Raw genomic sequence first — 26,224 nt, 5'->3', positions numbered from 1 at the left:
CAGGGCATCCCGCCGTCCGTTGTAATATGGCCGGGCAGCGTCTGCGGCCGTTCAGGCCGCCATGGTGCTGGGGATTGAGCGCCCTCGGATCGCGGGCGCCGTCGCCGGCTGGCTTTGCCGGGCCTCGCGGAGCGCCCCGGGGGCGTCCGTGCTGCGGCAGGAGGGCGCGGGCAGGGGGCGGTGAGGCCGGCGCCGGGGCTGTGCTGCCGGAAGATCGGGCGTCCCCGGTTGCCCCGGCGGCCCAGCCGGACCATATTCCGCCCCGGAAGGCCGGCCGCGGACGGGCGCCTCGCCAACCCGGTCAGGTCCGGAAGGAAGCAGCCGCAACGAGTTTCCGCCCGGGTCGTGTGTCGGTCTTCCACCGCGCCGGCCGAACTTCCAGCCGCCGGACCGGATGCCCAGCGACACCTCCTCCTTCCACCCTGACGATCCGGCGGATGAGATCCCCGAGCCGCCGATGGACGGGCCGGGCCTGTTCGGCGACCCCGCGCCGCCGGCGCCCTCCGCCGCGCCACCCGTGGCCGCGACGCCGCCCGATGTCGCGCCCGCCCAGCCCTATCGCGTGCTGGCGCGGAAGTACCGGCCGACCACCTTCGCAGACCTGGTGGGGCAGGATGCGATGGTCCGCACCCTGCGCAACGCTTTCGCCCAGGACCGGGTGGCGCATGCCTTCATGCTCACCGGCATCCGGGGCGTGGGGAAGACCACCACCGCCCGCATCATCGCCCGCGCGCTGAACTGCACCGGGCCGGACGGCAAGGGCGGGCCGACCGTCGATCCCTGCGGCGTCTGCGACAATTGCCGCGCCATCCTGGCGGACCGGCATCCGGATGTGATGGAGCTGGACGCCGCCTCCAACAACGGCGTGGACAATGTCCGGGAGCTGCGCGAGCTGGTGCGCTTCCGGCCGGTGCAGGGGCGGAGCAAGGTCTTCATCCTGGATGAGGTCCACATGCTCTCCGGACCGGCCTTCAACGCGCTGCTGAAGACGCTGGAGGAGCCGCCGCCGGCGGTCCGCTTCATCTTCGCCACCACGGAGCTGCGCAAGGTCCCGGCGACCATCCTCTCGCGCTGCCAGACCTTCCACCTGCGCCGCATGTCGCAGGCGGAGCTCTCCACCCTGTTCTCCCGGATCGCGGAGAAGGAGGGGGCGGCGCTGGAGTCCGAGGCGCTGGCGATGATCGCCCGCGCCGCCGACGGCTCCGCCCGCGACGGGCTCTCGCTGCTGGACCAGGCGATCGCGCTCGCCGAGCCGGGCCGCCCGGTCGAGGCCGTGGCCGTGCGCGACATGCTGGGCCTCGCCGACCGCACCCTGGTGCTGGACGTGCTGGAGGCGGTGCTGCGCGGTGACCTGCCCGCCACGCTGGCCGCCATGGATCGGGCGCACGAGGCGGGGGCGGATGGCGGGGTGATGCTCGCCGACCTCGCGGAGGCGGTGCACCAGGTCACCCGGATGCGCAGCCTTCCCGCCCTGCGCGACGACCCCGCACTGCCGGAGGAGCTGCGCCGTCGCGGCGGGGCGCTGGCCCAGGCGGTGCCCATCCCCGTGCTGGGCCGGGCCTGGCAGATGCTGCTGAAGGGGCTGGAGGAGGTGGCGCTCGCCCCCGACCGCCGCGCGGCGGCGGAGATGGTGCTGATCCGCCTCGCCCATGTCGCGGAGATGCCGACCCCGGGCGAGATCCTGCGCCGCCTCTCCGACGGGGCCGCGCCGGCCGGGGTGCCGAACGGCCGGGGCGGGATGCCGGCCCCGGCCGGGGGGGCGCCCGCCGGTGCGGCGACGTCGGCCCCGGCCGGCAGGCCGCTGCCCGCCGCCGGGACCGGACCGGTCGCCCTGTCGGCGGCCACGGCGATGCTGCCCGAGGCGCCCCGCGCCGTGGCCAACGGCGCCCCCGCGCCGGCGCCCGAGCCGGTGGCCCCGCCGGAGCAGGAGGCGGCGCCGGCGCCCCAGCCCGGCTCCTTCCGCGAGGTGGTGGCGCTGGCCGCCGGCCGCCGGCCGCGCCTGCATTCCGACCTGGTGCAGGCGGTCCACCTCGTCTCCTTCACGAAGACGCCGCAGGGCGGGCGGATCGAGCTGCGTCCCCGGCCGGACGCGCCGCGCGACCTCGCCGCCCAGCTCACCGCGCTGCTGGCCGAGACCACCGGGCTGCGCTGGATCGTGGCGTTGTCCAACGCGCCCGGCGAGCCGACCATCGCCGAGCAGAGCCGCGCCGCCGCGGCGGACGGGCTGGAGGCGGCCCGGACCCACCCGCTGGTGCAGGCCATCTTCACCGTGTTTCCGGAGGCCGAGATCAGGGCGCTGCGCGACAGCGCGCTCGACGATTACGGCCTGCCGCCGACCGCCCTCGCCGAAGCGGAGGAGGATGGCCGCGACTTCGCCCCGCCGGATGCGGAGGGCGTCACCCTGGACGACCTCGACGACCAACCACAGGACCCGGACCCATGAAGAACCTCTCCCAGATGCTGAAGCAGGCCCAGTCCATGCAGGCCAAGATGCAGGAGATGCAGGCGAAGCTGGAGGCCGAGACGATCGAGGGCCAGGCCGGCGCCGGCATGGTCAAGGTCACGCTGTCCGGCAAGGGCGACATGAAGCGCGTGGCCATCGACCCGTCGCTGATGGCCGCCGAGGAGCGCGAGGTGCTGGAGGATCTGCTCATCGCCGCCCATGCCGACGCCAAGGCGAAGGTGGAGGCGATGATGGCCGAGGAGATGCAGAAGGCCACCGCCGGGCTGAACATCCCCGGCATGGGCGGCGGGCTGGGCGGCTTCAAGCTGCCCTTCTGACGCCGCGTCCGGCGCTCTCCGTCCCCGTTAAAGGGAGACGGAGAGCTTCCTGCCGATCAGGCTCATCAGCCCGGACGTGCCACCATCGCCGTTGAACAGCGACAGGACGGGCGACTGACTCGTGCTGCTGGCATCCTGTGCGGTGAGGTAGCGCTGTACCATCTTGCGCACCGCCTTCGGGTCCGAGAAATCCCCGGTATCGACCCGCTTCGTCAGGATCGCCTTCTGCTGGTCGTAGTCCAGCAGGCCGAAGCTGTCGGGTAGGTTCAGCGCCCCCTTCACCACGGCGGTCAGCGCCTTGTCGCCCATCAGCCCGGCGATGCTGGTCACGTCGCCGATCTGGCGCTTGAAGTACAGCGCCTCCCGCAGGCCGGCATTGCCGTCGCCCGCGGCCTTCTCGAAGCGGTTGGTCAGGGCCTTGTCGATCAGGCTGTCCACCAGGGCGGCCTTGCCCAGCGGCGCGTCGGTGCGCCCGCCGAAGGCGGCGGCGAGCTGGCGGTAGCGGGAGTCGGTGAGGCGGTTGGCCAGGCTGGTCTCCGCGCCCGGATCCTGCGTCATCAGCTTGCGGAGCAGCGCCTTCTTGTCGATCTCGTCCTCAAGCTGAAAGGCTTCGAGCACCATGGAGAGGCTGCGGCGGTCCTTCAGCAGCTCCTCGACGGAGGTGATCTTGGCCGCCATCTCCCGGAAGCGCGCGACGTCGCGGGTGTTGTCCTTCTGCGCCTCGAAGCGGTCCTGCAGCGCCTCCCCCTGGCGCTGGAAGATCGTCCAGGCCAGGGCGCTGCCGATCCCGTCCAGCATGTCAGGCCACGGCCGGCACGAAGGCGGCGGCCGGCCTGGCGGCAGGCGCGGCGTGGTGGGGCTGGCTCTCCAGCGCCTCGATCATGTCGCGGTGCAGGGCGACCAGCGGCTCCAGCCCCGCCGCATCCTCCGTCCGGGCCAGGCATTCCCGCTGCGCCCAGAGGCCGAGCGAGACCAGCTTCCCCTTGAGCCCCGGCTCCAGCCCGTTGCCGGGGCCCAGCAGGTCGGCCAGCAGGATGGACCAGAGGCGATAGGCCTTGTTCAGGGCCACGGCCCGCGCGGCGCCCCGCTCGGGGGCCGCGGCGAGCAGGCCGTTGACGTAGCGGAAGGCGCGCAGCTCGATGTCGCGCGGCGAGGCGCTGGCATCCTGGTTGCGGGCGTATCGCGAAACGCTCATGCGGCTCTCCTGCTTCTGCTCCGCCCGGAAGCGGCCATCCGCTTGTCCGGACGCCAACCCGGGCCTGCGCGGCGAACCCTGCCAAGGCCGCGGGCCGGGGACGGGGCGCCGCCCCGTCCCCGCCGCACTCAGCCGCGGAACAGGCTGAGCAGCGTCTGGCTCTGCTGGTTGGCGATGGAGAGGCTCTGCGTGGCCAACTGCTGCTTGGTCTGCAGGCTGGTCAGCCGTGCGCTCTCCTCCGCCAGGTCGGCATCCACCAGGGCGCCGAGGCCCTCCTTGATGGAGTCGTTCAGCTTCACCGTAAACTCGGACAGCCCCTCGACCTGGCGCAGGCTGGCGCCGATGGAGGCGAGGCGGGTGCCCATCAGGTCGATCGCGCCCTCGATCGCGGTGATCGCGGCCGTGCCGGTCGGCACCGTCGAGACCGTCGCGCCGCCGGAGGCGAAGGTGGCCGTCACCGCCGTGGCGTTGCCACGAATGACCAGCGCGCCGTTGGTGTCGAGCTGCGCGTCCAGGCCCTCACCCTGCATGCGGGTGATCAGCTTGGACACCACGGTCAGCGGCGAGTCGGCCGCCGTGGTCTGGACGTCATAGACCTTGTTGGTCGCCGTCGGCGTGGTGGCGAGGGCGGTGGTGCCGTCGCTGATCTCGAAGGTGTGGGTGGTGCCGCCGACCGTGACGGACAGCGTATCGCCCGCCGCCGGCGCGAAGGCTGCACCGAAGCTGACCATGCGCGCGCCGCTCGCCGCCTGCAGGCCGGTGAGCGAAAGGCCGGCGGTGGTGCTGTTGGTGCCGGCGACCGAGGTCCGGGTGCCGTTGATGTCGCGCACGATGTCGAGGTTGTTGCCGGTGACGCCCGGCACGCCGGCCACGCCCTGGGTCAGCAGGTTCACGCCGTTGAAGGTGGCGGTGCGGGCGAAGGCGTCGATGTTCTGCAGCGCATTGGTGATCTGCGCGTTGATCTGCGCCACGTCCAGGCCCTGCTGCTGGCCCTGGGTCACCGTCTGCTTCAGCTTGCCCAGCTCGTCGCTGATGGAGGTGGCGGCGTCGCGGGCGACGGTCAGCGCCTGCTTGCCGAAGGCCAGGCTGTCCTTCACCGCCGACATGGCATTCAGGTCGGCGCGCATGTTCTGCGCGATGGCGAACACCGCCGGGTCGTCATTGGCCTTGTTGACGCGCAGGCCGCTCTCCACGCGGGACTGCGTGGTCAGCATGTCGCGCGAGATCGTCGAGAGCGAGCGAACGGCGGCCATCGCCGCGGCATTGGTGTTGATCGAGGCCATTTGCCTCTCCTCATCCATCCGTTTCGGCGGACGCGGGGACCTCTTGTCCTCGTCCGTCGAAGATCCCGCGGACGACGACGCGCCCTTGGGGTCCGGGGGCCGGCTGCCTCGCAGGCGGCCCGTGTCAGCAAGGCTACCGCGCCCTGCTGAAGGATTCGTGAATCAGACGGCGATTCCCGCCCCTTCCCCGGCGCCGGCCGCGACGGGCGGCAGGCCCGTCGCCAGATCCAGCCCGAGCACGCTCGCCTCATGCGCCATCACCCGGCGCACCAGCTTCAGCGAGGCGTACCAGTCCTCGCTCGCCGCCAGCACCATCGCGCGGTCCAGCAGCATCCGCACCATCCCGGAGGTGGTGGCCGCCTGCAGCTCCGCCGCCAGCTCGTGGGCGCGGGTCATGGACGGCTCCCGCTCCTCCTCCGGGCCGACATAGGCGGCCTGGAGGGCGAAGTAGATGCGGCGCGCCGGGGTGTTCGCCGCCTCCGGCGGCATCACCTGCTTGCCGAACAGGAAGCGCGCCCGGACGGGAAGCTCCACCCGCGCGCGGTTGCGGAAGCGGATGGAGGCGCCGTTGACCACCATCAGGTCGCCCTGCCGCAGCTCAAGCACCAGCGTGGACATGGTCACCTCCCCGCCAGGGCGGCCCGGGAACCCGCGGGTGCCCGCCGGCCCGGCGGCATCTTGCTGTCATCGCCTTGTTCCCCCGATCGCTCCCGTGCGACCCGCCGCGTGCGCCGGCGGATGGACCATCAGACACCGTCTGCCCTTAACGCCCGTTGAAGGGGGGCGCTCAGGACAGGAAGCGGGTCAGCGTCAGCTCCGACAGCATGGTCAGCGCCTTCCACGACGCCTCCAGCCGCTGGCGCGTCTCCTGCAGGGCGAGGATCGTGGTCTCGTCGTCCACTTCCTCGATCCCCGCCAGCTGCTGCTTCAGCGCGATGCTGGCATCGGCATGGCGTTCCTTCAGCGTCGCCAGCCGCTGCTCCGACTGGCCGAGCCCCGCGCCCTCCAGGCTCAGCGCGGTGGAGGCGCTGTCCAGCCCGGCCTGCACCGTGCTCATCAACGCCTGGAAGCCTTCGCCCTGTGCCGCCTGGTCCGTAGTCAACGCGGCCAGGGTGGCGAGCCCGCGCAGCAGGTCGCGCGCCCAGGACCCCACCGTCTCCCCGGTGGACACCGCCTGCGCGTTGCGGTTGGCCAGCAGGCCGTAGCCGACCCGCCCCCCATCCTCCGCCAGCAGGCTGCGCGGGGCCTCCGCGCCGCCGCCCGCGGGGTCCTCCAGCCAGGCGGAGAAGGGAGAGGCACCCGGGGTGGTGTCCGTCGCCGCGGCCGCCGTCTGGGTCGCCACGGCCGCGGCGTTGGTGGGCGTCAGCCCGGCGACGGCGGCGGCGATCGCGCTGGCCATGGGGCCCGTGGCGATGCCGGCCGCATCCGGGACCGGAGGGCTGGCGCTGTCGGAGCCGCCGAACAGGTATTCGCCCATGTGCTGCGTGTTCAGCAGCCCGGCGACCTCCTCCAGCGCGGCGCGGGCCGCCCCGGCGACCGAGAGCACCTCCGCCTCCCCGGCCGGGGCGAGGGTGGCGAGGCGCAGCGCCTCCGCCTTCATCCCGCCGGCGATGCTGCCCAGCCGCGTCAGCACCTGCTGCGCCGTGTCGGCGCGGCCCAGCGCCTGGTCCAGGGCCGAGGCATAGGCACCACGCCGCGCGATCTCCCCGCGCAGCCCGATGGCCTGCCGTGCCTGCGGCGCCTCGTCGCCATAGACGGTGGCCCTGCGCCCGTCCGAGACCTGGCGCGACAGCAGTTCCACCTGGGTCTTCAGTGCGGCCGACTGGGTGGCGATGCGGGCGAAGCTGCCCATCCCGCCGGCGATGATGGCAGCCATCAGCGCACCGCCGCGAACAGGGCGTCGTACATCGCCTGCACCGTGCTCATCACCCGCGCATTCGCGGCATAGGCATTCTGCAGCGTGATCATCGAGGCCATCTCCGAATCCACGTCCACGCCGGACCGCTCATGGAAGCGCTGCTCCAGCCCGGACAGCATCGCCGCGGCGGATTCCTTCGCGCCGGTGGCGGCGGCGCGGTCGGCGGTGTGGCCCGCCACCAGCCGTGCGGCGTAGTCCTCCACCGTTCCGGCCCCGCCCAGCCCGGAGGCCAGCAGGCCGCTGGGGCCCAGCCCCGCGGTGGGCAGGCCCGCCTGGGCGACGCCGGCCGCGACCTGGGTGCCGAAGGAGAAGTCCGTCACCCGCTCCAGCAGCGTGGCGAAGGAGGCCGGGCCGCCTGCCGGGTTCGGCGTGAAGGCCGTGGCGCCGCCCGCGCCGGCCGTCACCGCATGCGTGCCGTCGCGCACCTTGGCGGGGTCGGCCTGCAGCGCGGCATTCACCCGCAGGCTGCCCGCGAAGCCCAGCAGCCCGCTGCCCGGATCGGCATAGGGCTGCGCCAGGTCGGGCACGTCGCCGGCGCCATCGGTGAAGAGGCGCAGGCCCTGCGCCTCCAGCCGCGAGGCCAGGGCGGCGGCGGAGACGTCCAGCTCCGCCTGCTGCAGCGGCAGCACCTCGTCGCGCAGCCTGGCATATTCCGCGAGGCGGCCGCCGGAGAGCTGCGCGGTGATGTCCAGCCCGCCCAGCATCACCCCGGGGATCGTCCCGCCCGGCCCGTGATAGGCATCCGCCCCGATGGTGGCGGCGCCGAGCGAGACGGCGTCCCGCGCCTCGTCCAGCGGCAGGGCGATGCCGCCGCTGGCCACCAGCGTCACGCCGTCGTTGGGCTGCGGGATGACGCGCACCTCCAGCACCGCGGCGATGCGGGCGACGGCCGCGTCGCGCTGGTCCGCCAGTGCCGCGATGCTCCTCCCCTCGGCCGAGAGCGGCGCGATCCGGCGGTTCAGCGAGGCGACCTCGCGCAGCGCGGCGTTGAGCGTGGCCACGTCCGCGACCATGCCGTCATGCGCCGCCTGCCGGGCGCCGCCGATCGCATCGGCCACGTCGTTGTAGCGCCCGGCCAGATCCTGCGCCGCGGCCACCACCGCCTGCTGCAACGGCTGGTCGGAGGGGGCGGCCGCCAGGGAGACGAAGGCGTTGCGCAGCGTCGCCGTCAGGTCGGCGACCGATTCCGCCCGCTCCGGATCGCCCTGCGCCTGCTCCACCGGGCGCAGGATGGCCTCCCGCGCCGCGGCCGCGGCCAGGGCGGAGCGGGCGGAGCCCATCTGTGCCACCATGGCGGCATCGACGTCCCGCCGGGCCTCCAGGCTGCGGACGCCGAAGGGGATGTCGGCCGCATTGAGCGCCTCCCCGGCCACGGACTTCCGGGTGAAGCCGGCGGTGCCCGCATTGGAGACGTTGTCGGCGGTCTGGGCGAGCTGGCGCTGGACATGGGCCAGCCCGCCCACCGCGGTCGAGAGGGCGGCGTCGAGGCTCATGGCGGGATCATCCTGTGCGTCCTGGTGTTAACGCGACGTCAACGCCGCATGTTCAGCACGTCCTGCAGCATCTCGTCGGTGGTGGTGACGATGCGCGTGTTCGCGGTGTAGGCGCGCTGCGCCAGGATCAGCTTCGAGAACTCCGAGGCGACGTCGACATTGGAGCTCTCGACCGCGCTGCTCACCAGCTTGCCGGCGCCGCTGCTGTTGACGTCGGAGATGCGGGCCTCGCCGCTTTCCACGGTGCGCAGGAAGGCCTGCCCGTCCACGCGCTGCAGCTTGTCGGGGTCAGAGAAGGTGGCGACCGGCACGCGCGCGACGATGCGGGACTGGCCGTTGTCGTAGTTCACCGAGACGTCGCCGTTGTCCTGGACCGAGACGGAGGAGAAGGAGCCGAGCGGCACGCCGTTCTGGCCGAGGCTGCGCACCTCGTACTGGTCGCCGGAGAACTGCGTCAGCCCGGCTGCCCGCCCGAAGGTGCCGAGGTTGAGGGTGATGGGCTGCCCCCCCTGGCCGAAATTGGCGCCGAAGCTCAGCTCCGCCGGGTCGCCGGCCACGGCCGCCGCGCCGGTCAGCCCGTCCGTCGGGTCGAGGTCGACGATCTGCCCCAGCGTGCCGTTCGCGGCGGCGGGCGTGGCGGCGACGCCGAAGCGCAGCTCCACGCTGCCGAGGGCGGCGGCGGGCTGGTTGTCCGGCGCGGACATGTCCAGGCGCCAGACGTTCTCGGCGGTGCGCGTGTAGCTCATCTGCACCGTGTGGACCTTGCCCAGCCCGTCATAGACCTGGATCTGCGAGGTGACGCTGTTGCCCACCGCCGCATCCGCGGGCAGGTTCGCGGCCAGGTCGATGCTGCTGGTCGGCACGGGGTTGAAGACGCTCTGGTCGATGCGCAGCGGCGCCACGCGTGTGCGGTCGGGCACCCCGGCCGCGTTCATGGTCCAGCCCTCGAGGAAGTAGCCCTGGCTGTTCACGAGGAAGCCGTCGCGATCCATGGAGAAGTCGCCGGCGCGGGTGAAGAAGGCGCGCTCGTCGAAGCTGGGCAGGCCGTCCGCCGTCGTGCCGGTGGATTGCGAGACAGGAAAGAAGCCCTGTCCGGCGATGGCCATGGAGAGGGGGTTGTCGGAGGTCTGGACCGTGCCCTGCGCCGAGTTGGCATAGTCCGGACGCGCCACCACGGAGCCGGGCAGGTGGCTGCTGCGGCTGGAGCTGGTGATGTAGCTGGTGAAGCTGGTGTCCACGCGCTTGTAGCCGACGGTCTGGCTGTTCGCGACGTTGTCGGCGACGTTGCCGAGGGCGCGGGACTGGGCGTTGAGGCCGCTGATGGCCGTGGACAGCGATCCGTAGAGCGACATCGGGGCGGCTCCTTGCCGGGGTCGTGAGGGACGCCGCCCCAGGCGCAACCGCCGTGCCAGCGGATCGGGTGGCTTCGGCCGGACGGCCCTGCCCGTTGCCGGCAGGAAATGCCGCCTGACGGCGCCGCGCCCGGCAGGCCGTGCCGCTCGCCCCCCGCGGCAGGCTGGCAGGGCGCTTGCCCGAGGCGGCGCGGTTGGTCGGAAGGAGCGCCGATGCAGGATGTGCGTGCCACCCCGGGCCGCGGCGCCGTGCCGCCGCCGGCCGCGGGGCGGCCCATGCCCCCCGGGGGGGCCGCCCGGGGCTTCATCGACCTGCTGCAGGCTGCGCAGGGCGCCCCGCCAGGGCCGGGCCGGACCCCGGCGGCGCCGGGGGAGGCGGCGGCCGAGCGCGCCGCGGCGCCACCCACCGGGACCGGGGAGGGGGGTCTTCCCCTGGAGCCCGGCGATGGCGAGGCCACGCTTGCCGCCGCCGCCGGGATGGCCGGTTCGGTGGAGGACGCCGCTGCGGCCCCGCCCGCGGCAGCGGCGGCGGAGGAGGACAGGCCTGCCCCATCGCCGGGACGCGACGCCGGGCCGGAGGCCGTCCCGCCCCGTTGGGACTGGGCCGCGCCGCCGGCAGGCCCGGCACCGGCGCCCGCCCTGCCTGTGGCGGGCGCCGCCCCCCCGGACGCGCAGCTCATGCCCGCGATCGGCCAGGCGCCGCCGGAGGCGCCCGAGCCGGCACCCCGGGTGGGCGCATCGCGCGGTGCAGCCGCCGCCGCCCGGGCCCCTGGGAACGCCCCGCCGGCAGCCGCCGCGGAGGCCGCCCCCGCCCCGCCGCGGGACGCGGGACCGGCCGGCATCGCCGGCGAGCCCGTGCCCGCCGCGGAGCCGAAGGCCGCGGCATCCCACACGCAGGGCGGGTCGGCGAACCGTCCGGCCGTCCTCGAGCCTCCCGGCGCCGCGCCCTCCGCCGCGGAGCCCGGGACGCCGGTGGACGTGCTTCCTCCTGCCCCCGCGACGGTACCTGCCCCGCCGCCGGGCGCCCCCGCCGCCCCCGTGCCGGCCGCTGCCCTGTCGCGGAGCGCGCCGCCGCCGGCCGCCCAGGTGGCGCCGGTGGTCGTCGGCCTCTCCATCGGCGCCGGCACGGAGGCGCGGATCGAGATGGTACTGGAGCCGGCGGAGCTGGGGCGGGTGGAGATCAGCATCGACCGTACGAAGGAACAGGCGGCGGTGCAGATCGCGGCCGAGCGCCCCGAAACCCTGGCCCTGCTGCAGCGCGACCAGCGCGAACTGGATCGCGCCCTCTCCCAGGCCGGGCTGGCGCCGCAGGGGGGGCTGAGCCTGAGCTTCTCCCTCTTCGGGTCCGGTGCGGAGACAGGGGCTGGCGATCGGGGGCGGGGCCAGGGGCGCGCCGCCCGCGGCCCCGGCGCCCCCGGGGCCGGCATCCCCGCGGCCGCCTTGCCGCCGCGCGCCCTGCGCGGCCTGCTCGACATCGCCATCTGACGAAGGAGGCTTCCCATGGCCACGACCGCGGCGACTGCCGCCGCCAGCACGACCAGCGCCGCGGCCGCGACGGCCGGCAAGCCGGTGCTCTCGGCGAACTTCGACACCTTCCTGACGCTGCTGACGACGCAGCTGAAGAACCAGTCGCCGACCGATCCGCTCGACACCAACCAGATGACCGCGCAGCTCGTGCAGTTCGCCTCGGTCGAGCAGCAGATCGCGATGAACGGCAACCTGGAGAAGATGATCGCCCTGGACCAGGCGGCGCAGCTCACCGCCGCCGCGCCCCTGATGGGCCGGACGGTGCAGGTGGAGGGCGATCGCATCGCGCTGCAGGATGGGGTCGGCCGCATCGGCCTGCCGGCCGCCGGCGAGGCGGCGCAGGCGCACGTGACCATCCGCAGCGGCAGCCGGGTCCTGCGCGAGGTGGACGTGCCTCTCGGCGCCGCCGCCTCCACCTGGAGCTGGGACGGCAAGGACGCGAACGGCAACACCTTGGCCGATGGCGCCTACACCGTCGCCGTCAACGGCACGGCACGCACCGGCGAGGCCGCGCCGCTGTCCTGGACGGTGATCGGCACCGCCACGGCGATGGAACGCCAGAACGGCACGCTGAAGCTGATGCTGGGCAGTGCCGCCTATGACTTCGACAAGGTGCGCTCCGTCTCGGGCAGCAACTGACGCCGGCTCGGCGCGCATCGGCGCCTCTCGCCGGCTGGCCGGCCGTCGCATTCCCGGCGCGGCGCGGACCTCCGGAGGAAGGCGCGTCGATGCCCGATGCCCCCTTCGTCACGGGCTGCTTCCGCGTGGCAGGGCATCGGCTTCGGGCTGAGCCCGAGCGACACGCGGACGGGCGGGGCTTGGGAGCGAGAAGCGCCCGTCCGGGAGCGGGGCGCCGGTGTCCGCCGGAGGTCGTGGACCTCCCGGCGAGCGGAGTCCGGGCGGGAAGCAGGGCTCGCCCATGCCACCGGCATGGCGATCGCGGCGAGCCGGCCTGACGTGCCGCCCCCACCACATGATGCGACGCAGCGTCCGCGAAACGCGCCGTTAACCCGGACTCGGCAAGACTTGCCGGGCCGGCAGGAGGCCGGGGCGGAGAGGTGCGAATGCTGCCTGCTGGGGTTCGTGCGTCGCGGGGCGGGCTGGATCGACGCCAGGGGACGACATGCCAGGGCCGTTGATCGCCCAGCTCCGCGCGCTTGGGCCACTGCGGCTCGGGGCATTGGGTTTGGTGGCGCTGCTGCTGCTGGGAGGCATCGGCTTCCTGGCGCTGCGGGCCGGCAGCCCGCCCATGGCCCTGCTCTACGCCGATCTCGATCCGCGCGACGCGGGCGCCGTGGTGCAGTCGCTGGAGCGGCAGCGCGTGCCCTACCGCCTCTCCGCCGGCGGCAGCGCCATCCAGGTGCCGGAGGAGCAGGTGCCGCGCCTGCGCCTGGGCCTGGCGCGGGAGGGGCTGCCGGCGGGCGGCGCCGTGGGCTGGGAAATCTTCGACCGCGGCGAGAGCCTGACGACCACCCCCTTCCAGCAGGACGTGAACCGCCTGCGGGCCCTGGAAGGGGAGCTGGCGCGCACCATCCGGGGCCTCTCCGGCGTGCGCAACGCCCGGGTCCACCTCGTCCTGCCGCAGCGGGAAGCCTTCTCCCGCCGCACGGCGGAGGCGCAGGCCAGCGTGGTGCTGACCATGCAGGGCGCACAGCGGCTGGACCGGGAGGGGGTGCAGGCCGTGCTGCACCTCGTCGCCACCGCCGTCCCGGGGCTGAAGCCGCAGGCGGTGTCGATCGTGGACAGCCGGGGCGAGCTGCTGGCGCGCGGCGGACAGCCGCTCTCCGGCCCCGCGGCCGCGGCGACGCTGGACGAGGTGAAGCGCGCGCAGGAGATGCGGTTGGCGCGCGGCGTGGAGGAGCTGCTGGAGCGCAGCCTGGGCGTCGGGCGGGTGCGCGCCGAGGCGACGGTGGAGATGGACGCCGATCGGGTCCAGACCACGGAGGAGCGCTTCGACCCGGAGAACCAGGTCGCCCGCAGCGTGCAGAGCAGCCAGGAACAGTCGCGCAGCGCCGAGGGCGGTCCCGTCTCCGTCGGCAACCAGCTTCCCGGCGCGGAGGCGAATGGCGGCGGCGAGCGCAATCAGGAGAGCCGCCAGGAGGAGACCACCAACTACGAGATCGGCAAGACCGTCCGCTCGACGCTGCGCGAGCAGCCGGTGCTGCGGCGGCTGTCCGTCGCCGTGCTGGTCGACGGGATCTGGGAGCCGCAGGAGGGCGGCGCACCGCGCTTCCGCGAGCGCTCGGCGGAGGAGCTGGCGCGGCTCGCGGCGCTGGTGCGCAGCGCCGTGGGCGCGGATGAGCGCCGCGGCGACCGGGTCGAGGTGGTCTCGATGCGCTTTGCGGCGGCAGCGGCGGATGGCGCCGCGGAGCCGTCCTGGCTCGGCCTGCCCTTCGGCCCGGCGACCCTGGCGCGGCTGGCCGAGAGCGCCGTCTTCGCCCTGGTGGCGCTGCTGGCCGTGCTGCTGGTGGCCCGGCCGCTGACGCGGCAGCTCTCCGCCACGCTGAGGCCGACCGTCGCCCTGGCCGGGAAGGCGGCCGGGGCCCTGGCCGGCGCCGGCATGGCCGCCCTGCCCGGCACGCCGGAGGCCGAGCAGAACCAGGCGCTGGCGCAGGCGGAGGAGCAGATGCGCGCCTCCACCCTCACGCGCATCGCCGAGCTGGTCGAGAAGCACCCGGACGAGGCGGTGGGCGTGGTGCGGCGGTGGCTGTCGCCGGAGGAGGCGCGATGATCACGAACCTGACCGGCCCCCAGAAGGCGGCCGCCTTCATCATGGCGCTGGGCGAGGACACGGCCTCGCGGCTCTTCGCGCGCATGCACGAGGACGAAATCCGCGACATCTCCCTCGCCATGGCGCAGCTCGGCACCGTGCCGGCGAACCGGATCGACGAGATCTGCCAGGAGTTCGTGGACAGGATGGGGGTGGCCGGCAACCTGGTCGGCACCTTCGAGACGACGGAGCGCATGCTGCTCAAGACGCTGCCCAAGGACCGGGTGGCGCAGATCATGGACGAGATCCGCGGCCCCGCCGGCCGCACCATGTGGGATAAGCTGGGCAATGTCTCCGAGGCGGTGCTCGCGAACTTCCTGAAGAACGAATACCCGCAGACGGTCGCGGTGGTGCTGTCCAAGGTGCGGCCGGACCATGCGGCGCGGGTGCTGGCGCTGCTGCCCGAAGGCTTCGCGATGGAGGTCGTCATGCGGATGCTGCGCATGGAAACCGTTCAGAAGGAGGCGCTGGATGGGGTGGAGCGCACCCTGCGCGCCGAGTTCATGCACAATCTCGCCCGCGCCAACCGGCGCGACGCGCACGAGATGATGGCGGAGATCTTCAACAACCTCGACCGCAACGCCGAAGGCCGGATCATGTCCGCGCTGGAGGAGCGCAACCGCGAGAGCGCAGAGCGGATCCGGGCCCTGATGTTCACCTTCGAGGACCTGCAGCGCCTCGACGGCCAAGCGGTGCAGGTGCTGCTGCGCTCCGTCGAGAAGGACAAGCTGGCCTTGTCGCTGAAGGGGGCGAGCGACGCGGTGAAGGACCTGTTCTTCCGCAACCTCTCGGAGCGCGCGGCGAAGATGCTGAAGGACGACATCGCGGTGCTGGGCCCGGTGCGCCTGCGCGACGTGGACGAGGCGCAGGCGATCATCGTCAGCACGGCGAAGGACCTGGCGGCGCAGGGCCAGATCCAGATGGGCGATTCGCACGACGAGATGGTGGCCTGACATGTCGTCCTTCCGCAGCCACCGCCTGGCCATCGGCGGGGCCAACCTGCCCCGCGCCCTGCCCATGCTGCGCGCCCTCGCCCTGCCGGACCTGGACGCGCCGCCGCCCCCGCCGCCCGCCGAGGGGCCGGGGCCGGAGGAGATCGCGGCGATGCTCGACGCGGCGCGGGATGCCGCGCGGGCGGACGGCTATGCGGCCGGCGAGCAGGCGGGGTGGGAGGCGGCGCTGGCCTCCCAGGCCGCGCGTCTGGACGGGGCGCTGGCCGCGTTGCTGCCGCAGCTGGAGGCCATGCTGCGGGAGGAGCGGGCCGCCTCGGAGGCGCGGACGCGGGAGCTGGCGGTGCTGTTGCTGCGGCTGGTCGACGCCGCCCTGCCCGGCGCGGCCGCCCGCGCCGCACCGGACCTGCTGGATCGCCTGATGGAGCATCTCGGCCCCGTGCTGGAGGTGCCGGAGGGCGCCACCGTGCTGGTGCCGCCGGAGGTTCTCGAGGCCGCGCGGCGGCGGCTGGACGGCACCGGCCTGGCGGTCGCCGCCGATCCCGCCCTGGCCCCGGGCGATGCCCGGATCGCCTGGCGTGGCGGCGGGCTGGCAATGGACCTGGCGGCAAGGCGAGCCGCCATCGGCGAGGTGCTGGCCTCGCTGGGACTGACGGAGGAGGATCCCCGATGAGCGGCAGCTTCGAGATGGCCCCGCAGGACGAGGCGGCGGACCGCCTGGCCGCGCAGTCGCTGCCCAGCAGCGCGGCGGGGCTGGAGGCTGTCTACGACATCCCCGTGCAGGTCAGCGCCGTGCTGGGGCGCGCGACGATGCAGGTGAGCCAGCTGCTGAAGCTCGGCCGCGGTGCCGTGGTGGAGCTGGACCGCAAGCTGGGGGAGGCGGTGGACATCTACGTCAACAACCGCCTCGTCGCGCGCGGCGAGGTGGTGATGGTCGACGACAACCGCCTGGGCGTGACCATGACCGAGATCGTCAAGGCGGACCGCGCCTGAGATGCCCCGGCTCCTGATCGTCGGCAGCCTGGATGGCGAGCTGGGACAGGCGGGGCGCGTCGCGACCGCGCGCGGGGCCACGCTGGCCCAGGCGGATGGCGTCTCCTCCGCCATGAACCGCGCCCGGGCCGAGGGCTGCGACCTGATCCTCTGCGACGTGCTGCACGACGTCGGCTGGCTGGTGCAGTCGCTGGAGGCGGAGCGCATCGCCTGCCCCGTGGTGGCCTGCGGCCGGCAGGCGGATGCGGCGGCGGCGGTGCGGGCGATCCGTGCCGGGGCGAAGGAGTTCCTGCCGCTGCCGGCGGAGCCCGACCTGATCGTGGCGATGCTGCAGGCCGCGGCGGGGGACGACGGCGCCCCCGTACACCGCGACCCTGCCATGGCCACGGTGCTGGCGCGCGCCGAGATGGTCTCCCGCGCCGAGGCCAGCATCCTGATCACGGGCGAGAGCGGCACGGGCAAGGAGGTGCTGGCGCGCCACATCCACCGTCACTCGCGCCGCGCCGCCGGCCCCTTCGTCGCGCTCAACTGCGCCGCCCTGCCGGAAACGCTGCTGGAGAGCGAGCTGTTCGGACACGAGAAGGGTGCCTTCTCCGGCGCGCTGGACCGGCGCCGCGGCAAGTTCGAGCAGGCGGAGGGCGGCACGCTGCTGCTCGATGAGATCGGCGAGATGGACATCCGCCTCCAGGCCAAGATCCTGCGCGTGCTGCAGGAGCGGGAGGTGGATCGCCTCGGCGGCACGGCGCCGGTGAAGGTGGACGTGCGCATCCTGGCCGCGACCAACCGCGACCTGGCCGCCGAGGTCCGGGCCGGGCGCTTCCGCGAGGACCTGCTGTTCCGCCTGCGCGTCGTGTCGCTGCGGCTGCCGGCGCTGCGCGAGCGGCCGGACGACATCCTGCCGATCGCCGAGCATTATGCCCGCCGCTACGCGGAGGCGAACGGCCTGCCGCGCCGCGGCTTCTCGCCCCGGGCGCGGGCGCTGCTGCTGTCCCACCCCTGGCCCGGCAACGTGCGGGAGCTGGAGAACGCGGTGCACCGCGCCGTGCTGCTGGCGACGGGTCCGGAGATCGACGGCGAGGCGATCGAGCTGGACGCGGCCGAGCCGCCGCCCCTCGCCCAGCCGGAGGCCGGCACCGCCCTGCCCGCGCCGCGCGCGGGCTCCGGCGTCACGGCGCTGGTTGGCCGGCGGATGGAGGATGTCGAGCGCGACCTGATCCTGGAGACGCTGGGCCACTGCCTGGGCAACCGGACGCGGGCGGCGGAGATCCTGGGCATCTCCATCCGCACCCTGCGCAACAAGCTGCATGAGTACCGTGCCTGCGGCCTCGAGGTCCCCATGGCGCCCGGGCAGCAGCCGATTCCCGCCTTGCCGGCCTTCTGAGCATGAACGCCCTCACACTCCGCCTGCCGCGGAACCTTGCGGCGCTGAATCCGGGCAGCGACGTCGGCCTGGCCCTGGGCGTGGTGCTGCTGATCGCGGTGATGGTGGTGCCGCTGCCGCCGGCGCTGCTGGATGCCGGGCTCGCCGTCTCCATCACGCTCAGCGTGCTGGTGCTGATGACGGCGCTGTTCCTCAACCGCCCGCTGGACTTCACCTCCTTCCCGACGCTGCTGCTGCTGACCACGCTGCTGCGCCTCGCGCTCAACGTCGCGACCACGCGCGGCATCCTGACGCACGGGCACGAGGGGCCGCAGGCCGCGGGCGCCGTGGTCTCCGCCTTCGGCAGCTTCCTGATGGGCGGCGACGTGCTGGTGGGGCTGATCGTCTTCGCCATCCTGCTGGTCGTGAACTTCATGGTCGTCACCAAGGGTTCGGGACGCATCGCGGAGGTGGCGGCGCGCTTCAGCCTGGATGCCATGCCCGGCAAGCAGATGGCGATCGATGCCGACCTGTCCGCCGGCATCATCGACGAGGCGGAGGCGAAGCGGCGGCGCAAGGAGCTGGAGGCGGAGAGCGGCTTCTACGGCGCCATGGACGGCGCGGCGAAGTTCGTGCGCGGCGACGCGATCGCGGGGCTGATCACCACGGCGATCAACCTGCTGGGCGGCATCGCTATCGGGGTCGGGCGGCACGGGCTGCCTTTCGGCGAGGCGGTCGCCACCTTCTCCGTGCTGACGGTGGGCGACGGGCTGGTGTCGCAGATTCCGGCGCTGCTGGTCTCGGTCGCCGCCGGCATCGTGGTGACCAAGGGCAACACGGAGGGTACGGCGGACCAGGCGCTGGTCGGCCAGCTCGGCGGCGGGGTGAAGCCGCTGGCGCTGGTGGCCGGGGCCACGGCCGGGCTGGCGCTGTTGCCAGGGATGCCCATGCTGCCCTTTCTCGCGCTCGGCGGCGCGGCGGGCGGGCTCGCCTGGCTGCGCAAGGGCCAGCTGGAGCGCGAGGCCGAGGCGGCCGCGGTGCCACCCCCGCCGCCGGCCGAGCCACCCGTATCGGAATCCCTCAGGATCGACCAGCTGCGGCTGGAGCTGGGCTACGGGCTGCTGCCGCTCGCCTCCGGCGAGGCGCCGCAGCTGACCGAGCAGATCCGCAACCTGCGCCGCACCGTGGCGCAGGAGATGGGCTTCGTCCTGCCCAGCGTCCGGCTGCAGGACAACCTCGCCCTGCCGGCGGACCAGTACGTGATCCGCGTGAAGGAGATCGAGGCCGGGCGCGGCCAGCTGCGCCCGCCGATGCACCTGGCGATCGACCCTTCCGGCCAGTTGCCGCCGCTGCCAGGGGAGAGCTGCCAGGAGCCGACCTTCGGCCTGCCGGCGATGTGGATCGAGGAGTCGCTGCGCGAGCAGGCGCTGGCCATGGGCTGCACCGTGGTGGATGCGGCGGGGGTGCTGGCGACGCACCTGACGGAGCTGGTGCGGGAGAACGTGGCGGAGCTGCTCTCCCACGCCGAGACGCAGAAGCTGATCGACGACCTGCCGCGCGAGCACCAGAAGCTGGTGTCCGACCTGATCCCGGCCCAGGCCAGCCTCGGCACGGTGCAGCGGGTGCTGCAGGCGCTGCTGGCCGAGCGCGTCTCGATCCGCGACCTGCCCACCATCCTGGAAGGGATGCAGGAGGCGCTGTCCGCCGGGCTGCGCTCCATCCCCGGCATGGTCGGCGTGGTCCGCGCGCGGCTCGCGCGCCAGATCAGCGATGCCGCGCGCGGGCCGCAGGGCTATGTCCCGATGATCACCCTCTCCGCCGAGTGGGAGCAATCCTTCGCGGAGGCGCTGATGGGGCAAGGTGAGGAGCGGCAGCTCGCCATGGCGCCGTCCCGCCTGCAGGAGTTCATGCAGCGCGTGCGCGATGCCTTCGACCGGGCCGCGGCCGCCGGAGAGGCGCCGGTGCTGGTCTGCAGCGGCCATGTGCGGGCGCATGTCCGCGCCATCGTGGAGCGTTTCCGCCCCTCGACCGCGGTGCTGGCGCAGTCGGAGATCCATCCCCGCGCGCGCATCCGCACCGTGGGCGTGCTGTGACCGTCAGCAGCGGAGGGTAGGGTCGCCCCATGCGCCTGCGCGTCTTCCACGCCCCCAGCATGGCCCAGGCCATGGCCCAGCTCCGCGCCGAGCTGGGCGCCGATGTGGTGATCCTGGACAACCGCCGGGTGGCGGGGGGCGTGGAGGTCACCGCTGCGCTGGAGGCGGAGGAACTGCCTCCCGCCGCGCCCGGCGCGCCGGACCCGGGGGCGCCGCAGCTCCTGCGGCCGCGATTGTCCCTGGCCCGGCACAACCTGCCCCCCGCCCTGGCGGCCCGGCTGCAAGGGCCGTTGGCTCCGGCCCTGGCCGCCTGCTTCACCTTCGCCCCGCTGCCTGATGGGGGCGGGCCGGTCCTGGCCCTGATGGGCCCGCCCGGCGCGGGCAAGACGCTGACCTGCGCCAAGCTCGCCACCCGCGACGTGCTGTCCGGCGGCGTCCCCCTGGTGGTGACCGCCGATTCCACCCGTGCCGGGGCGGTGGAGCAGCTGGCGGCCTTCACCCGGTTGCTGGGGGTGACGCTGGAGGCCGTGGCCTCGCCCGGGCAGGCGGCCCGCAGCCTGGCCGGGCGCCGGCCGGGGCAGCTCGCCCTGCTGGACACCGCCGGCTGCGATCCGTTCGACACGGCCCAGGCCGCGGGGCTCCTGGCCCTGCTGCAGGAGACGGGGGCCGAGCCCGTGCTGGTGCTGCCGGCGGGGCTCGACGTGCAGGAGGCGGCGGAGCTTGCACGCGCCTTCGCCGCGCTGGGCGCCCGCCGCATGGTGCCGACCCGGCTGGACGTCGCCCGCCGCCTCGGCTCCGTCCTGGCCGCGGCGGAGGCCGGCGCGCTGCTGCTGGCCGAGGCCGGGACCGGGCCCGGCGTGACCGAGGGGCTGACGCCCCTGACCCCGGACTGGCTGGCGGAGCGGCTCTGTCCCGGCACGTCCGCCGATACCCGGCACGATGCCGCCGCGTGAGCACCGCGCTCTCCCGCTTCCACGCTGCCCTCGAGGCCAAAGGCATCGCGGCCTGCGTTCCTTCAACGCAGAGCCGGAACAGCCCCGCCCCTCACGGCCACGCTCTTCACCGCCAGCGCCACAGCGTCGCGAGCATGTCCGCCAGGCGCAGGGACGGGCGCCGCACCATCATGCGCACACGCGGCCAGGGCCAGCCCCACGCCGCGCCGCGCGTGGCAGGGGGCGCCGGAGAACATCGCCGCACGTTTCGCGGCGTGACCCGCTCGGGCGCCGCGGGGCGCAGGAAGCGGCGGCGACGCTTGCGGGGCGCGGCCCGGGCGTTCTCCGCTGTCTCCGGGAAAAGTCATGCCGCTCCGGCGAGCGGCCCTGTCATGGCCAGCCCATCGCCGCGTCGCCCAGGCCGCGCACCCCGGCATCCAGCGCCAGCAGCCGGCCGGACAGCGGCGCGATGGCCAGCGTGTCGATCGGCACGCCGTCCCGGGCAGTGGCGACGAAGAGCGTTTCCAGCCCCGGCCCGCCGAAGCAGAGATCGGTGGGGCGCGGCACCGGCAGGGGCAGCAGCCGGTCGACCTCGCCCTCCGGACCGAGGCGTGCGACGCCCCAGCCGTCGCTGAGCGCGGTCCACACGCCGCCCTCGGCATCCACCGCGAGGCCGGCGGGGCGGCCGCTCCCGGGCGGCAGGCGTGCCAGCAGCAGCGGGGCGGACCGCCCCGGCTCCAGCCGGTGGACGGTGCCCAGCGCCGGGGTGGCCGCGAACAGGGCCGCGCCGTCTTGCGCCCAGGCGAGGGCCGTCACCTCGCCCGGCAGGCGCCACGCCACCCGGGCCAGGCCGGTCAAGGAGAGCGGGCCGATGACGCTGCCCCCGTCCGGGCCGGCCATGGCGGCCCAGGCCTCGCCGCCGGGGCCGGCGCGCAGGGCGAAGGGCGCGGCGGGCAACGGTGCCAGGGCCTGCGTCGTCCCGTCCGGGCTCGCTCGCGTCACCAGGCCCCGGACATCCACCACCAGGGCATCGCCGCCCGTCGCCAGTGCCAGGGCGCGGATCGGGACCTCGGCCCGGGTCACGTGACGGTCGGTGCCGCCTGGAAGCAGGCAACGCAGCTCGGGCGCCAGCGCGTCGCACCACCAGAGCACCCCTGCCTCCGCCGACCAGCGCGGCGCGAGGCCCCGGAAGGCCGGACCGGCCGAGACCGGCCGTGCCAAGGCGCCCGCCGCCAGGGCGGGGGCGGCGGCGCGAAGCTGGGCGCCGATCCGGCGACCGGCGGCGGCGACCTCCGGCCCCAGCAGGTCCAGCCGCTCCCGCGTCATGCGCCAGGCGGGGCCGGCGATGCTCACCGCCCCGGCCACCCGCCCCTCCGGGTCCAGCACGGGTGCGCCGACGCAGCGCACGCCTTCGACGATCTCCTCGTCGTCCGTGGCGAAGCCGCGGGCGCGGATGATACGGAGCGCGGCCGCCAGGCGGCGGCGATCCGTGATGGTATGCGGGGTGAGGGAGGCCAGGGGCTGGCGGCGCAACAGCGCGTCGCGCTCCGCCTCCGGCAGGAAGGCGAGGATGGCCTTGCCCTGGCTGGTGCAGTGCAGCGGCTTACGCTGGCCCAGCCGCGCCGCGGAGCGGACCTCGTGCGGCCCCTCGAACTTGCCGAGGCCCACCACCTCCCGCCCTTCCAGCACCGCAATATAGGCCGTCTCGCCCGTGGCGTCGCGGAGCTGGCGCAGCTCCGGCGCCGCCAGGGCGGGCAGGTCGGGGGCGGACCACAGGCCCTGTCCCATCCCCTGGGCCATCTCCATCAGCCGGAAGCCGATGCCGTAGACCCGTCGCGACGGGTCCTGGCGCAGCAGGCCCCGCGCCACCAGCACGCCGAGGATGCGGTAGAGCGTGGTCCGGGACAGGCCGAGCCGTGCCGCCAGCTCCCTCTGAGCGATGCCGCCGGGGGCGGCCGCCACCGCCTCCAGCACGTCGCAGGCCTTGCCGAGCAGGGCTGCCCCGTCGGGGCGCGCCGCGCCCGGTCGATCCGGTCCGGCCCGTTGGTCCACCATGTGGGACAGCTAGCGTGGCCGGCGGGCGGGGAACAAGGCGCGCCGTTGACCGGTGTCCGGCTTCCATCCGATCCCGATACCAGGTTCCTGATGCCCGGACGGCGCGGCCGGCCTGCGCCGCCGCATCCCACCCGAGGAGGTCACGCCATGTCCGCCAAGAGCGACGTCGTCGTCACGCCTGACCACCTGGCCCGCCTCGCGCGGTGCAGCAGCGGCTCGATCACGACGGAGCTGTTCCGGCTGGGGTTCCGGCAATGCTTCCTGGTCGGGCTGAAGCCGCTGAACCCGGCGGTGAGGCCCTTCGCGGGCGAGGCCGCCACCATGCGCATGATCCCGGCGCGCGAGGATGTGGAGACCTACGCCACGCTGACGCCCACGCCGAACGACGACAACCTGCAATGGGTTGGCGTCGAGGCGACGCGGCCGCACCAGGTGCTGGTGATCGACAGCCGCAACGACCCGCGCGCCGCCTCGATGGGCAACATGCTGCTGACCCGCATGCAGAAGCGCGGCGTGGCCGGGGTGGTGACGGACGGTTCCTTCCGCGACGGCGCGGAGATCGCGGCGATGGACCTGCCCGCCTACTCTCGCGAGGTCGTCGCCTCCACCCGGCTGTCGTACCACCACGTCGCCGACCTGGACGTGCCGATCGCCTGCGCCGGCGTCGCCGTCTATCCGGGCGACATCATCCATGGCGAGAGGGACGGCATCACCGTCATCCCGCGCCACGTCGCCCTGCAGGTGCTGGAGGCCTGCGAGCGGCGCGACCCGCTGGAGAAGTACCTGGCGCTGCGCATCCAGGCGGGGGATGCGCTGTGGGGCGTCTATCCGCCGACGCCGCAGACCCGCGCCGACTTCGCGGCCTGGCAGGCGGCCGGCTCCCGCCCCGAGGACGCGCCGGTCATCCGCGCCCCCGCCCTGGTGGCGGAGTGATGGGGATGACCCGCTACGAGGCGATGATCCGCCGCTACTTCGACGCCTGCAACGCGGGCGATTACGACGCGCTGGTGGCCTGCTTCACGCCGGAGGCCGTGCACTACTTCCCGCCCGGCCTGCCCGGTACGCCCTGGCGCGGGGCGGAGGCCATCGCCAAGGGCTGGGTCTGGTGCGTGGAGACCCTGGGCAGCCGCTGGACCATCGAGCGCGTGCTGGTCGGCGAAGCGGTCAACGCCGACGGCTCCCCCTCCGGCGTGCCCGAGGCGGTGATCGAGTGGACGCACTGGAAGACCAGTCAGGGCACCGCCCTGCGCGGCGACGAGTGGTACCGCTTCGACCCGGAAAGCGGCCTGATCAGCGAGATCCGCGCCTACTACGCCGCCCCCGCGCAGAAGGGCGTGGCGATCGACGAGCTGCACGGCTTCGACTACCGCGGCCGCGGCTACCACCTCTCGCCGGGCTGACGGCGATGGCGCAGGGAAGCCGCATCGCGACGGTCGAGCTCTTCGAGTTGACCATCCCCTTCGCCGATGGCGGCGCGGGGCTGGGGTTGACGCCCGACCGCTGGGACCGCTTCGAGACGGTGCTGCTGCGCCTCACCGACGAGGCGGGGCGGCAGGGCTGGGGCGAGGCCTTCTCCTATGCCTGCCGCGGCGCCGTCTCGGCGGCGGTGCGCGAGATGGTGGCGCCGCTGCTGCTCGGCCAGGACGCGGCCGACCCGCCGGCGGTGACGGAGATGCTGCAACGCAAGCTGCACCTCTTCGGCCGCTACGGCATCACGCTGTTCGCCCTCTCCGGCGCGGACATCGCGCTGTGGGATCTGAAGGCGCGGGTGGCGGGCGTGCCGCTGGCCGCCCTCCTCGGCCCGCGGCGGCGGGAGGCGGTGGCAGCCTATGCCAGCCTCGTGCGCTACGGCGACCCGGCGCTGGTGGAGCGCTTCGCGGCGTGCGCCGTGGCGGAGGGCTACCGCTCGGTCAAGCTGCACGAGGTGACGGAAGCCACGATCGCCGCCGGCCGGAGCGGCGCCGGGCCGGGCACCCACCTGACCGTGGACGTGAACTGCGCCTGGACGGTGGCGGAGGCGCGCGCCCGCCTGCCCTTCCTGGCGGCGCAGGGGATCACCTGGCTGGAGGAGCCGGTCTTCCCGCCGGAGGATGCCACGGGCCTCGCCGCCCTGCGCGCCGCCGGCCCGGTCGCCGTCGCGGCGGGGGAGAATGCCTGCACCCGCTGGCAGTTCGCGCAGATGATCGCGGCCGGGGCCGTGACCTTCCCGCAGCCCTCCGTGACCAAGCTCGGCGGCGTCACCGAGTTCCTGGCGGTGCTGGAGGCGGCGGAGCGGGCGGGCCTCACCTGCATGCCGCATTCGCCCTATTTCGGGCCCGGCTACTTCGCGACGCTGCAACTCCTCGCGGTGGCGCCCGGGGAGCCGCTGCTGGAGGTGCTCTACGTCGAGCCGGAGGGCTACCCCGGCCTCGGCACCCCGCTGCCGCGCGACGGCATGGTGGCCATCCCCACCGGCCCGGGGATCGGCTTCGCCCCCGACCCCGCCGTGTTCGAGCGCCACGTCACGGCGCGCTGGTCCTCGGCCGCAGGGTGAGGGAGACCTCGCCCGCCAGCGTCTCCCCGGGGGCGAGCAGCACCCGCCCCGCCCCCGGCACGCCGTCCTGCGCCAGGTTGAAGCCGTCCGGCGCGTGGCTGCACGGCTCCAGGCACAGATAGGCGGGATCGGCCGGCCGGTGCACGACGAGGTGGCCGAAGACGGAATCCGCCCGCAGCTCCAGCACCCCCGCCGCCCCCGTGACGGTGCAGCGTCCGTCCCAGCCGCCGCGGTAGAGGGTCAGGCCGCCCGCCGGCAAGGGGCGCGGGGCCGCGAAGGCCCCGTCCGACGGGACGGGGTGCCCGGCCAGGACCTCCGGCGTGGTCGGCCAGTCGGTCGCGGCACGGAAGGCCAGCCGATCCTCCGCCGCGTGGCGGAGATAGGGGTGCAGCCCGATCCCCGCCGGCATCGCCATCCCGTCCGCATGGGTCACGGCCAGGGCGATGGTCACGCCATCCGGGCGCAGCGTGACCGACTGGCGGGCGACGAAGCGCCACGGCCATTCCTCGTCCCCCGGATGCGACAGCGCCAGCACCGCCGTGGTGGGATCGCACCGCTCCAGCGACCAGGGCACGCGATGGGCGTGGCCGTGCAGCGTGTGCGGCGCCGCGTCCGGATGCGACCGCAGGCGACGTTCTCCGTCCGGCAGCCGCAGCCGGGCGTCCCGGATGCGGTTGCCGTAGGGGATCAGCGGATAGATCCCGCCCTTGGGCCAGTGCAGCAGCGCCCCGGGCGTCGTCCCCTCCGGGAAGGGGTGGAGGATGGCCAGCGCCGGACCCTCGCCCCCGGCGGCCAGCGCCAGGGCGGTGATGCGCCCGCCCAGCTCCGGCGCCAGGCGCAGCCGCGCAGGTCCCGCCGCCAGCTCCACGATCCGCGCCACCATCCCGTTCCTCTCCCCAGCACCGCCGATGCCGGGGCGAAGCCATGGCAGCATCGGGCCCGGCTGGGGAGGGGTGGACGGCCCCCGCCGTCCCACACTGCGGGCCGGC

Annotated in this window: 23 protein-coding genes and 1 other RNA gene; 15 read left to right on the top strand and 9 right to left on the bottom strand. The window is 74.4% G+C overall.

Features of this window, described 5'->3' with window-relative positions; all coding sequences use genetic code 11:
- The first annotated feature begins 265 nt into the window (after nucleotides 1-265).
- The 3 genes from ffs to LPC08_RS20140 all read left to right on the top strand — a co-directional run bounded on the left by ffs (nucleotide 266) and on the right by LPC08_RS20140 (nucleotide 2,781).
- Nucleotides 266-362: signal recognition particle sRNA small type (gene ffs, locus LPC08_RS20150), an RNA gene on the top strand.
- A gap of 32 nt (nucleotides 363-394) precedes the next feature.
- Nucleotides 395-2,443, top strand: coding sequence for a DNA polymerase III subunit gamma/tau (locus LPC08_RS20145; RefSeq protein ID WP_230450018.1), 2,049 nt, complete (start codon nucleotides 395-397; stop codon nucleotides 2,441-2,443).
- Nucleotides 2,440-2,781, top strand: coding sequence for a YbaB/EbfC family nucleoid-associated protein (locus LPC08_RS20140; RefSeq protein WP_230450017.1), 342 nt, complete (start codon nucleotides 2,440-2,442; stop codon nucleotides 2,779-2,781). The genes LPC08_RS20145 and LPC08_RS20140 overlap by 4 nt, the downstream gene beginning before the upstream one ends.
- A gap of 27 nt (nucleotides 2,782-2,808) precedes the next feature.
- On the opposite strand, the gene LPC08_RS20135 is transcribed toward LPC08_RS20140, so the two are convergent.
- The 7 genes from LPC08_RS20135 to flgE all read right to left on the bottom strand — a co-directional run bounded on the left by LPC08_RS20135 (nucleotide 2,809) and on the right by flgE (nucleotide 10,022).
- Nucleotides 2,809-3,579 carry a DUF1217 domain-containing protein gene (locus LPC08_RS20135; RefSeq protein ID WP_230450016.1) on the bottom strand — a complete coding sequence of 257 codons (771 nt, stop codon included), beginning with the start codon at nucleotides 3,577-3,579 and terminating at the stop codon, nucleotides 2,809-2,811.
- A 1-nt stretch (nucleotide 3,580) separates the two neighbouring features.
- Nucleotides 3,581-3,976 (bottom strand): flagellar biosynthesis regulator FlaF, encoded by a 396-nt coding sequence (locus LPC08_RS20130; RefSeq protein ID WP_230450015.1) that lies wholly within the window; start codon nucleotides 3,974-3,976, stop codon nucleotides 3,581-3,583.
- Nucleotides 3,977-4,104: 128 nt separating this feature from the next.
- The gene (locus LPC08_RS20125) at nucleotides 4,105-5,259 is read right to left on the bottom strand and encodes a flagellin N-terminal helical domain-containing protein (RefSeq protein WP_230450014.1); all 1,155 of its coding nucleotides are present in this window, start codon (nucleotides 5,257-5,259) and stop codon (nucleotides 4,105-4,107) included.
- A gap of 162 nt (nucleotides 5,260-5,421) precedes the next feature.
- Nucleotides 5,422-5,877, bottom strand: a complete 456-nt coding sequence (locus LPC08_RS20120) for a flagellar biosynthesis repressor FlbT (protein WP_230450013.1) — start codon at nucleotides 5,875-5,877, stop codon at nucleotides 5,422-5,424.
- A gap of 169 nt (nucleotides 5,878-6,046) precedes the next feature.
- Nucleotides 6,047-7,135, bottom strand: coding sequence for a flagellin family protein (locus tag LPC08_RS20115; RefSeq protein WP_230450012.1), 1,089 nt, complete (start codon nucleotides 7,133-7,135; stop codon nucleotides 6,047-6,049).
- Nucleotides 7,135-8,670 carry a flagellar hook-associated protein FlgK gene (locus tag LPC08_RS20110; protein WP_230450011.1) on the bottom strand — a complete coding sequence of 512 codons (1,536 nt, stop codon included), beginning with the start codon at nucleotides 8,668-8,670 and terminating at the stop codon, nucleotides 7,135-7,137. The genes LPC08_RS20115 and LPC08_RS20110 overlap by 1 nt, the downstream gene beginning before the upstream one ends.
- Before the next feature lie 38 nt (nucleotides 8,671-8,708).
- Entirely contained in the window at nucleotides 8,709-10,022 is a 1,314-nt protein-coding gene (gene flgE, locus LPC08_RS20105) for a flagellar hook protein FlgE (protein WP_230450010.1), read from the bottom strand.
- A gap of 1,038 nt (nucleotides 10,023-11,060) precedes the next feature.
- On the opposite strand from flgE, the gene LPC08_RS20100 reads away from it, so the two are divergent.
- The 9 genes from LPC08_RS20100 (at nucleotide 11,061) to LPC08_RS20060 (ending at nucleotide 20,668) form a co-directional block, all read left to right on the top strand.
- On the top strand, nucleotides 11,061-11,507 hold the full coding sequence (locus LPC08_RS20100; RefSeq protein ID WP_230450009.1) for a flagellar hook-length control protein FliK: 447 nt from the start codon (nucleotides 11,061-11,063) through the stop codon (nucleotides 11,505-11,507).
- 15 nt (nucleotides 11,508-11,522) lie between these two features.
- Nucleotides 11,523-12,188: a flagellar hook assembly protein FlgD gene (locus LPC08_RS20095; RefSeq protein WP_230450008.1), complete on the top strand. Its 666-nt coding sequence runs from the start codon at nucleotides 11,523-11,525 to the stop codon at nucleotides 12,186-12,188.
- Between the two features lie 484 nt (nucleotides 12,189-12,672).
- Nucleotides 12,673-14,280 (top strand): flagellar basal-body MS-ring/collar protein FliF, encoded by a 1,608-nt coding sequence (gene fliF / locus LPC08_RS20090; protein ID WP_230450007.1) that lies wholly within the window; start codon nucleotides 12,673-12,675, stop codon nucleotides 14,278-14,280.
- Nucleotides 14,277-15,272 carry a flagellar motor switch protein FliG gene (gene fliG, locus LPC08_RS20085; protein ID WP_230450006.1) on the top strand — a complete coding sequence of 332 codons (996 nt, stop codon included), beginning with the start codon at nucleotides 14,277-14,279 and terminating at the stop codon, nucleotides 15,270-15,272. The genes fliF and fliG overlap by 4 nt, the downstream gene beginning before the upstream one ends.
- A gap of 1 nt (nucleotide 15,273) precedes the next feature.
- Nucleotides 15,274-15,942 (top strand): FliH/SctL family protein, encoded by a 669-nt coding sequence (locus LPC08_RS20080; RefSeq protein WP_230450005.1) that lies wholly within the window; start codon nucleotides 15,274-15,276, stop codon nucleotides 15,940-15,942.
- Nucleotides 15,943-15,956: 14 nt separating this feature from the next.
- On the top strand, nucleotides 15,957-16,262 hold the full coding sequence (gene fliN / locus LPC08_RS20075; protein ID WP_230453123.1) for a flagellar motor switch protein FliN: 306 nt from the start codon (nucleotides 15,957-15,959) through the stop codon (nucleotides 16,260-16,262).
- Nucleotide 16,263: 1 nt separating this feature from the next.
- Nucleotides 16,264-17,643 carry a sigma-54 interaction domain-containing protein gene (locus tag LPC08_RS20070; RefSeq protein WP_230450004.1) on the top strand — a complete coding sequence of 460 codons (1,380 nt, stop codon included), beginning with the start codon at nucleotides 16,264-16,266 and terminating at the stop codon, nucleotides 17,641-17,643.
- Nucleotides 17,644-17,645: 2 nt separating this feature from the next.
- Nucleotides 17,646-19,715: a flagellar biosynthesis protein FlhA gene (gene flhA / locus LPC08_RS20065; RefSeq protein WP_230450003.1), complete on the top strand. Its 2,070-nt coding sequence runs from the start codon at nucleotides 17,646-17,648 to the stop codon at nucleotides 19,713-19,715.
- A gap of 29 nt (nucleotides 19,716-19,744) precedes the next feature.
- The gene (locus LPC08_RS20060; protein WP_230450002.1) at nucleotides 19,745-20,668 is read left to right on the top strand and encodes a flagellar biosynthesis protein FlhF; all 924 of its coding nucleotides are present in this window, start codon (nucleotides 19,745-19,747) and stop codon (nucleotides 20,666-20,668) included.
- 369 nt (nucleotides 20,669-21,037) lie between these two features.
- Here the strand turns inward: LPC08_RS20060 and LPC08_RS20055 are convergent, their stop codons facing one another.
- Nucleotides 21,038-22,702, bottom strand: a complete 1,665-nt coding sequence (locus LPC08_RS20055) for an IclR family transcriptional regulator domain-containing protein (RefSeq protein ID WP_230450001.1) — start codon at nucleotides 22,700-22,702, stop codon at nucleotides 21,038-21,040.
- Nucleotides 22,703-22,849: 147 nt separating this feature from the next.
- Here LPC08_RS20055 and LPC08_RS20050 point away from each other — a divergent pair, with 147 nt between their 5' ends.
- From LPC08_RS20050 to LPC08_RS20040, 3 genes are read left to right on the top strand one after another with little or no spacing between them, the layout of a single operon-like run.
- Complete coding sequence (locus tag LPC08_RS20050) at nucleotides 22,850-23,635, top strand: RraA family protein (protein WP_230450000.1); 786 nt, start codon at nucleotides 22,850-22,852, stop codon at nucleotides 23,633-23,635.
- A 5-nt stretch (nucleotides 23,636-23,640) separates the two neighbouring features.
- Nucleotides 23,641-24,102, top strand: coding sequence for a nuclear transport factor 2 family protein (locus LPC08_RS20045; RefSeq protein ID WP_230449999.1), 462 nt, complete (start codon nucleotides 23,641-23,643; stop codon nucleotides 24,100-24,102).
- 5 nt (nucleotides 24,103-24,107) lie between these two features.
- Nucleotides 24,108-25,235: a mandelate racemase/muconate lactonizing enzyme family protein gene (locus tag LPC08_RS20040; RefSeq protein ID WP_230449998.1), complete on the top strand. Its 1,128-nt coding sequence runs from the start codon at nucleotides 24,108-24,110 to the stop codon at nucleotides 25,233-25,235.
- On the opposite strand, the gene LPC08_RS20035 is transcribed toward LPC08_RS20040, so the two are convergent.
- On the bottom strand, nucleotides 25,204-26,169 hold the full coding sequence (locus tag LPC08_RS20035; protein WP_230449997.1) for an aldose 1-epimerase: 966 nt from the start codon (nucleotides 26,167-26,169) through the stop codon (nucleotides 25,204-25,206). The genes LPC08_RS20040 and LPC08_RS20035 overlap by 32 nt on opposite strands.
- Nucleotides 26,170-26,224: the final 55 nt, after the last annotated feature.

It is taken from the genome of Roseomonas sp. OT10 (assembly GCF_020991085.1).
GTDB lineage: Bacteria > Pseudomonadota > Alphaproteobacteria > Acetobacterales > Acetobacteraceae > Roseomonas > Roseomonas cutis.
Note: the sequence above shows the minus strand (reverse complement) of the source record. Positions and strands in the feature narration are given on the sequence as shown.

Excerpts from the sequence above, each read along its gene's own strand:
- LPC08_RS20125 (WP_230450014.1), bottom strand. The coding sequence starts at position 5,259 with ATGGCCTCGATCAACACCAATGCCGCGGCGATGGCCGCCGTTCGCTCG.
- LPC08_RS20145 (WP_230450018.1), top strand. The coding sequence starts at position 395 with ATGCCCAGCGACACCTCCTCCTTCCACCCTGACGATCCGGCGGATGAG.
- LPC08_RS20135 (WP_230450016.1), bottom strand. The coding sequence starts at position 3,579 with ATGCTGGACGGGATCGGCAGCGCCCTGGCCTGGACGATCTTCCAGCGC.
- LPC08_RS20035 (WP_230449997.1), bottom strand. The coding sequence starts at position 26,169 with ATGCTGCCATGGCTTCGCCCCGGCATCGGCGGTGCTGGGGAGAGGAAC.
- LPC08_RS20045 (WP_230449999.1), top strand. The coding sequence starts at position 23,641 with ATGACCCGCTACGAGGCGATGATCCGCCGCTACTTCGACGCCTGCAAC.
- LPC08_RS20120 (WP_230450013.1), bottom strand. The coding sequence starts at position 5,877 with ATGTCCACGCTGGTGCTTGAGCTGCGGCAGGGCGACCTGATGGTGGTC.
- LPC08_RS20115 (WP_230450012.1), bottom strand. The coding sequence starts at position 7,135 with ATGGCTGCCATCATCGCCGGCGGGATGGGCAGCTTCGCCCGCATCGCC.
- LPC08_RS20130 (WP_230450015.1), bottom strand. The coding sequence starts at position 3,976 with ATGAGCGTTTCGCGATACGCCCGCAACCAGGATGCCAGCGCCTCGCCG.
- flhA (WP_230450003.1), top strand. The coding sequence starts at position 17,646 with ATGAACGCCCTCACACTCCGCCTGCCGCGGAACCTTGCGGCGCTGAAT.
- fliG (WP_230450006.1), top strand. The coding sequence starts at position 14,277 with ATGATCACGAACCTGACCGGCCCCCAGAAGGCGGCCGCCTTCATCATG.
- LPC08_RS20070 (WP_230450004.1), top strand. The coding sequence starts at position 16,264 with ATGCCCCGGCTCCTGATCGTCGGCAGCCTGGATGGCGAGCTGGGACAG.
- fliN (WP_230453123.1), top strand. The coding sequence starts at position 15,957 with ATGGCCCCGCAGGACGAGGCGGCGGACCGCCTGGCCGCGCAGTCGCTG.
- LPC08_RS20095 (WP_230450008.1), top strand. The coding sequence starts at position 11,523 with ATGGCCACGACCGCGGCGACTGCCGCCGCCAGCACGACCAGCGCCGCG.
- LPC08_RS20080 (WP_230450005.1), top strand. The coding sequence starts at position 15,274 with ATGTCGTCCTTCCGCAGCCACCGCCTGGCCATCGGCGGGGCCAACCTG.
- flgE (WP_230450010.1), bottom strand. The coding sequence starts at position 10,022 with ATGTCGCTCTACGGATCGCTGTCCACGGCCATCAGCGGCCTCAACGCC.
- LPC08_RS20050 (WP_230450000.1), top strand. The coding sequence starts at position 22,850 with ATGTCCGCCAAGAGCGACGTCGTCGTCACGCCTGACCACCTGGCCCGC.
- LPC08_RS20110 (WP_230450011.1), bottom strand. The coding sequence starts at position 8,670 with ATGAGCCTCGACGCCGCCCTCTCGACCGCGGTGGGCGGGCTGGCCCAT.
- LPC08_RS20040 (WP_230449998.1), top strand. The coding sequence starts at position 24,108 with ATGGCGCAGGGAAGCCGCATCGCGACGGTCGAGCTCTTCGAGTTGACC.
- fliF (WP_230450007.1), top strand. The coding sequence starts at position 12,673 with ATGCCAGGGCCGTTGATCGCCCAGCTCCGCGCGCTTGGGCCACTGCGG.
- LPC08_RS20055 (WP_230450001.1), bottom strand. The coding sequence starts at position 22,702 with ATGGTGGACCAACGGGCCGGACCGGATCGACCGGGCGCGGCGCGCCCC.
- LPC08_RS20140 (WP_230450017.1), top strand. The coding sequence starts at position 2,440 with ATGAAGAACCTCTCCCAGATGCTGAAGCAGGCCCAGTCCATGCAGGCC.
- LPC08_RS20060 (WP_230450002.1), top strand. The coding sequence starts at position 19,745 with ATGCGCCTGCGCGTCTTCCACGCCCCCAGCATGGCCCAGGCCATGGCC.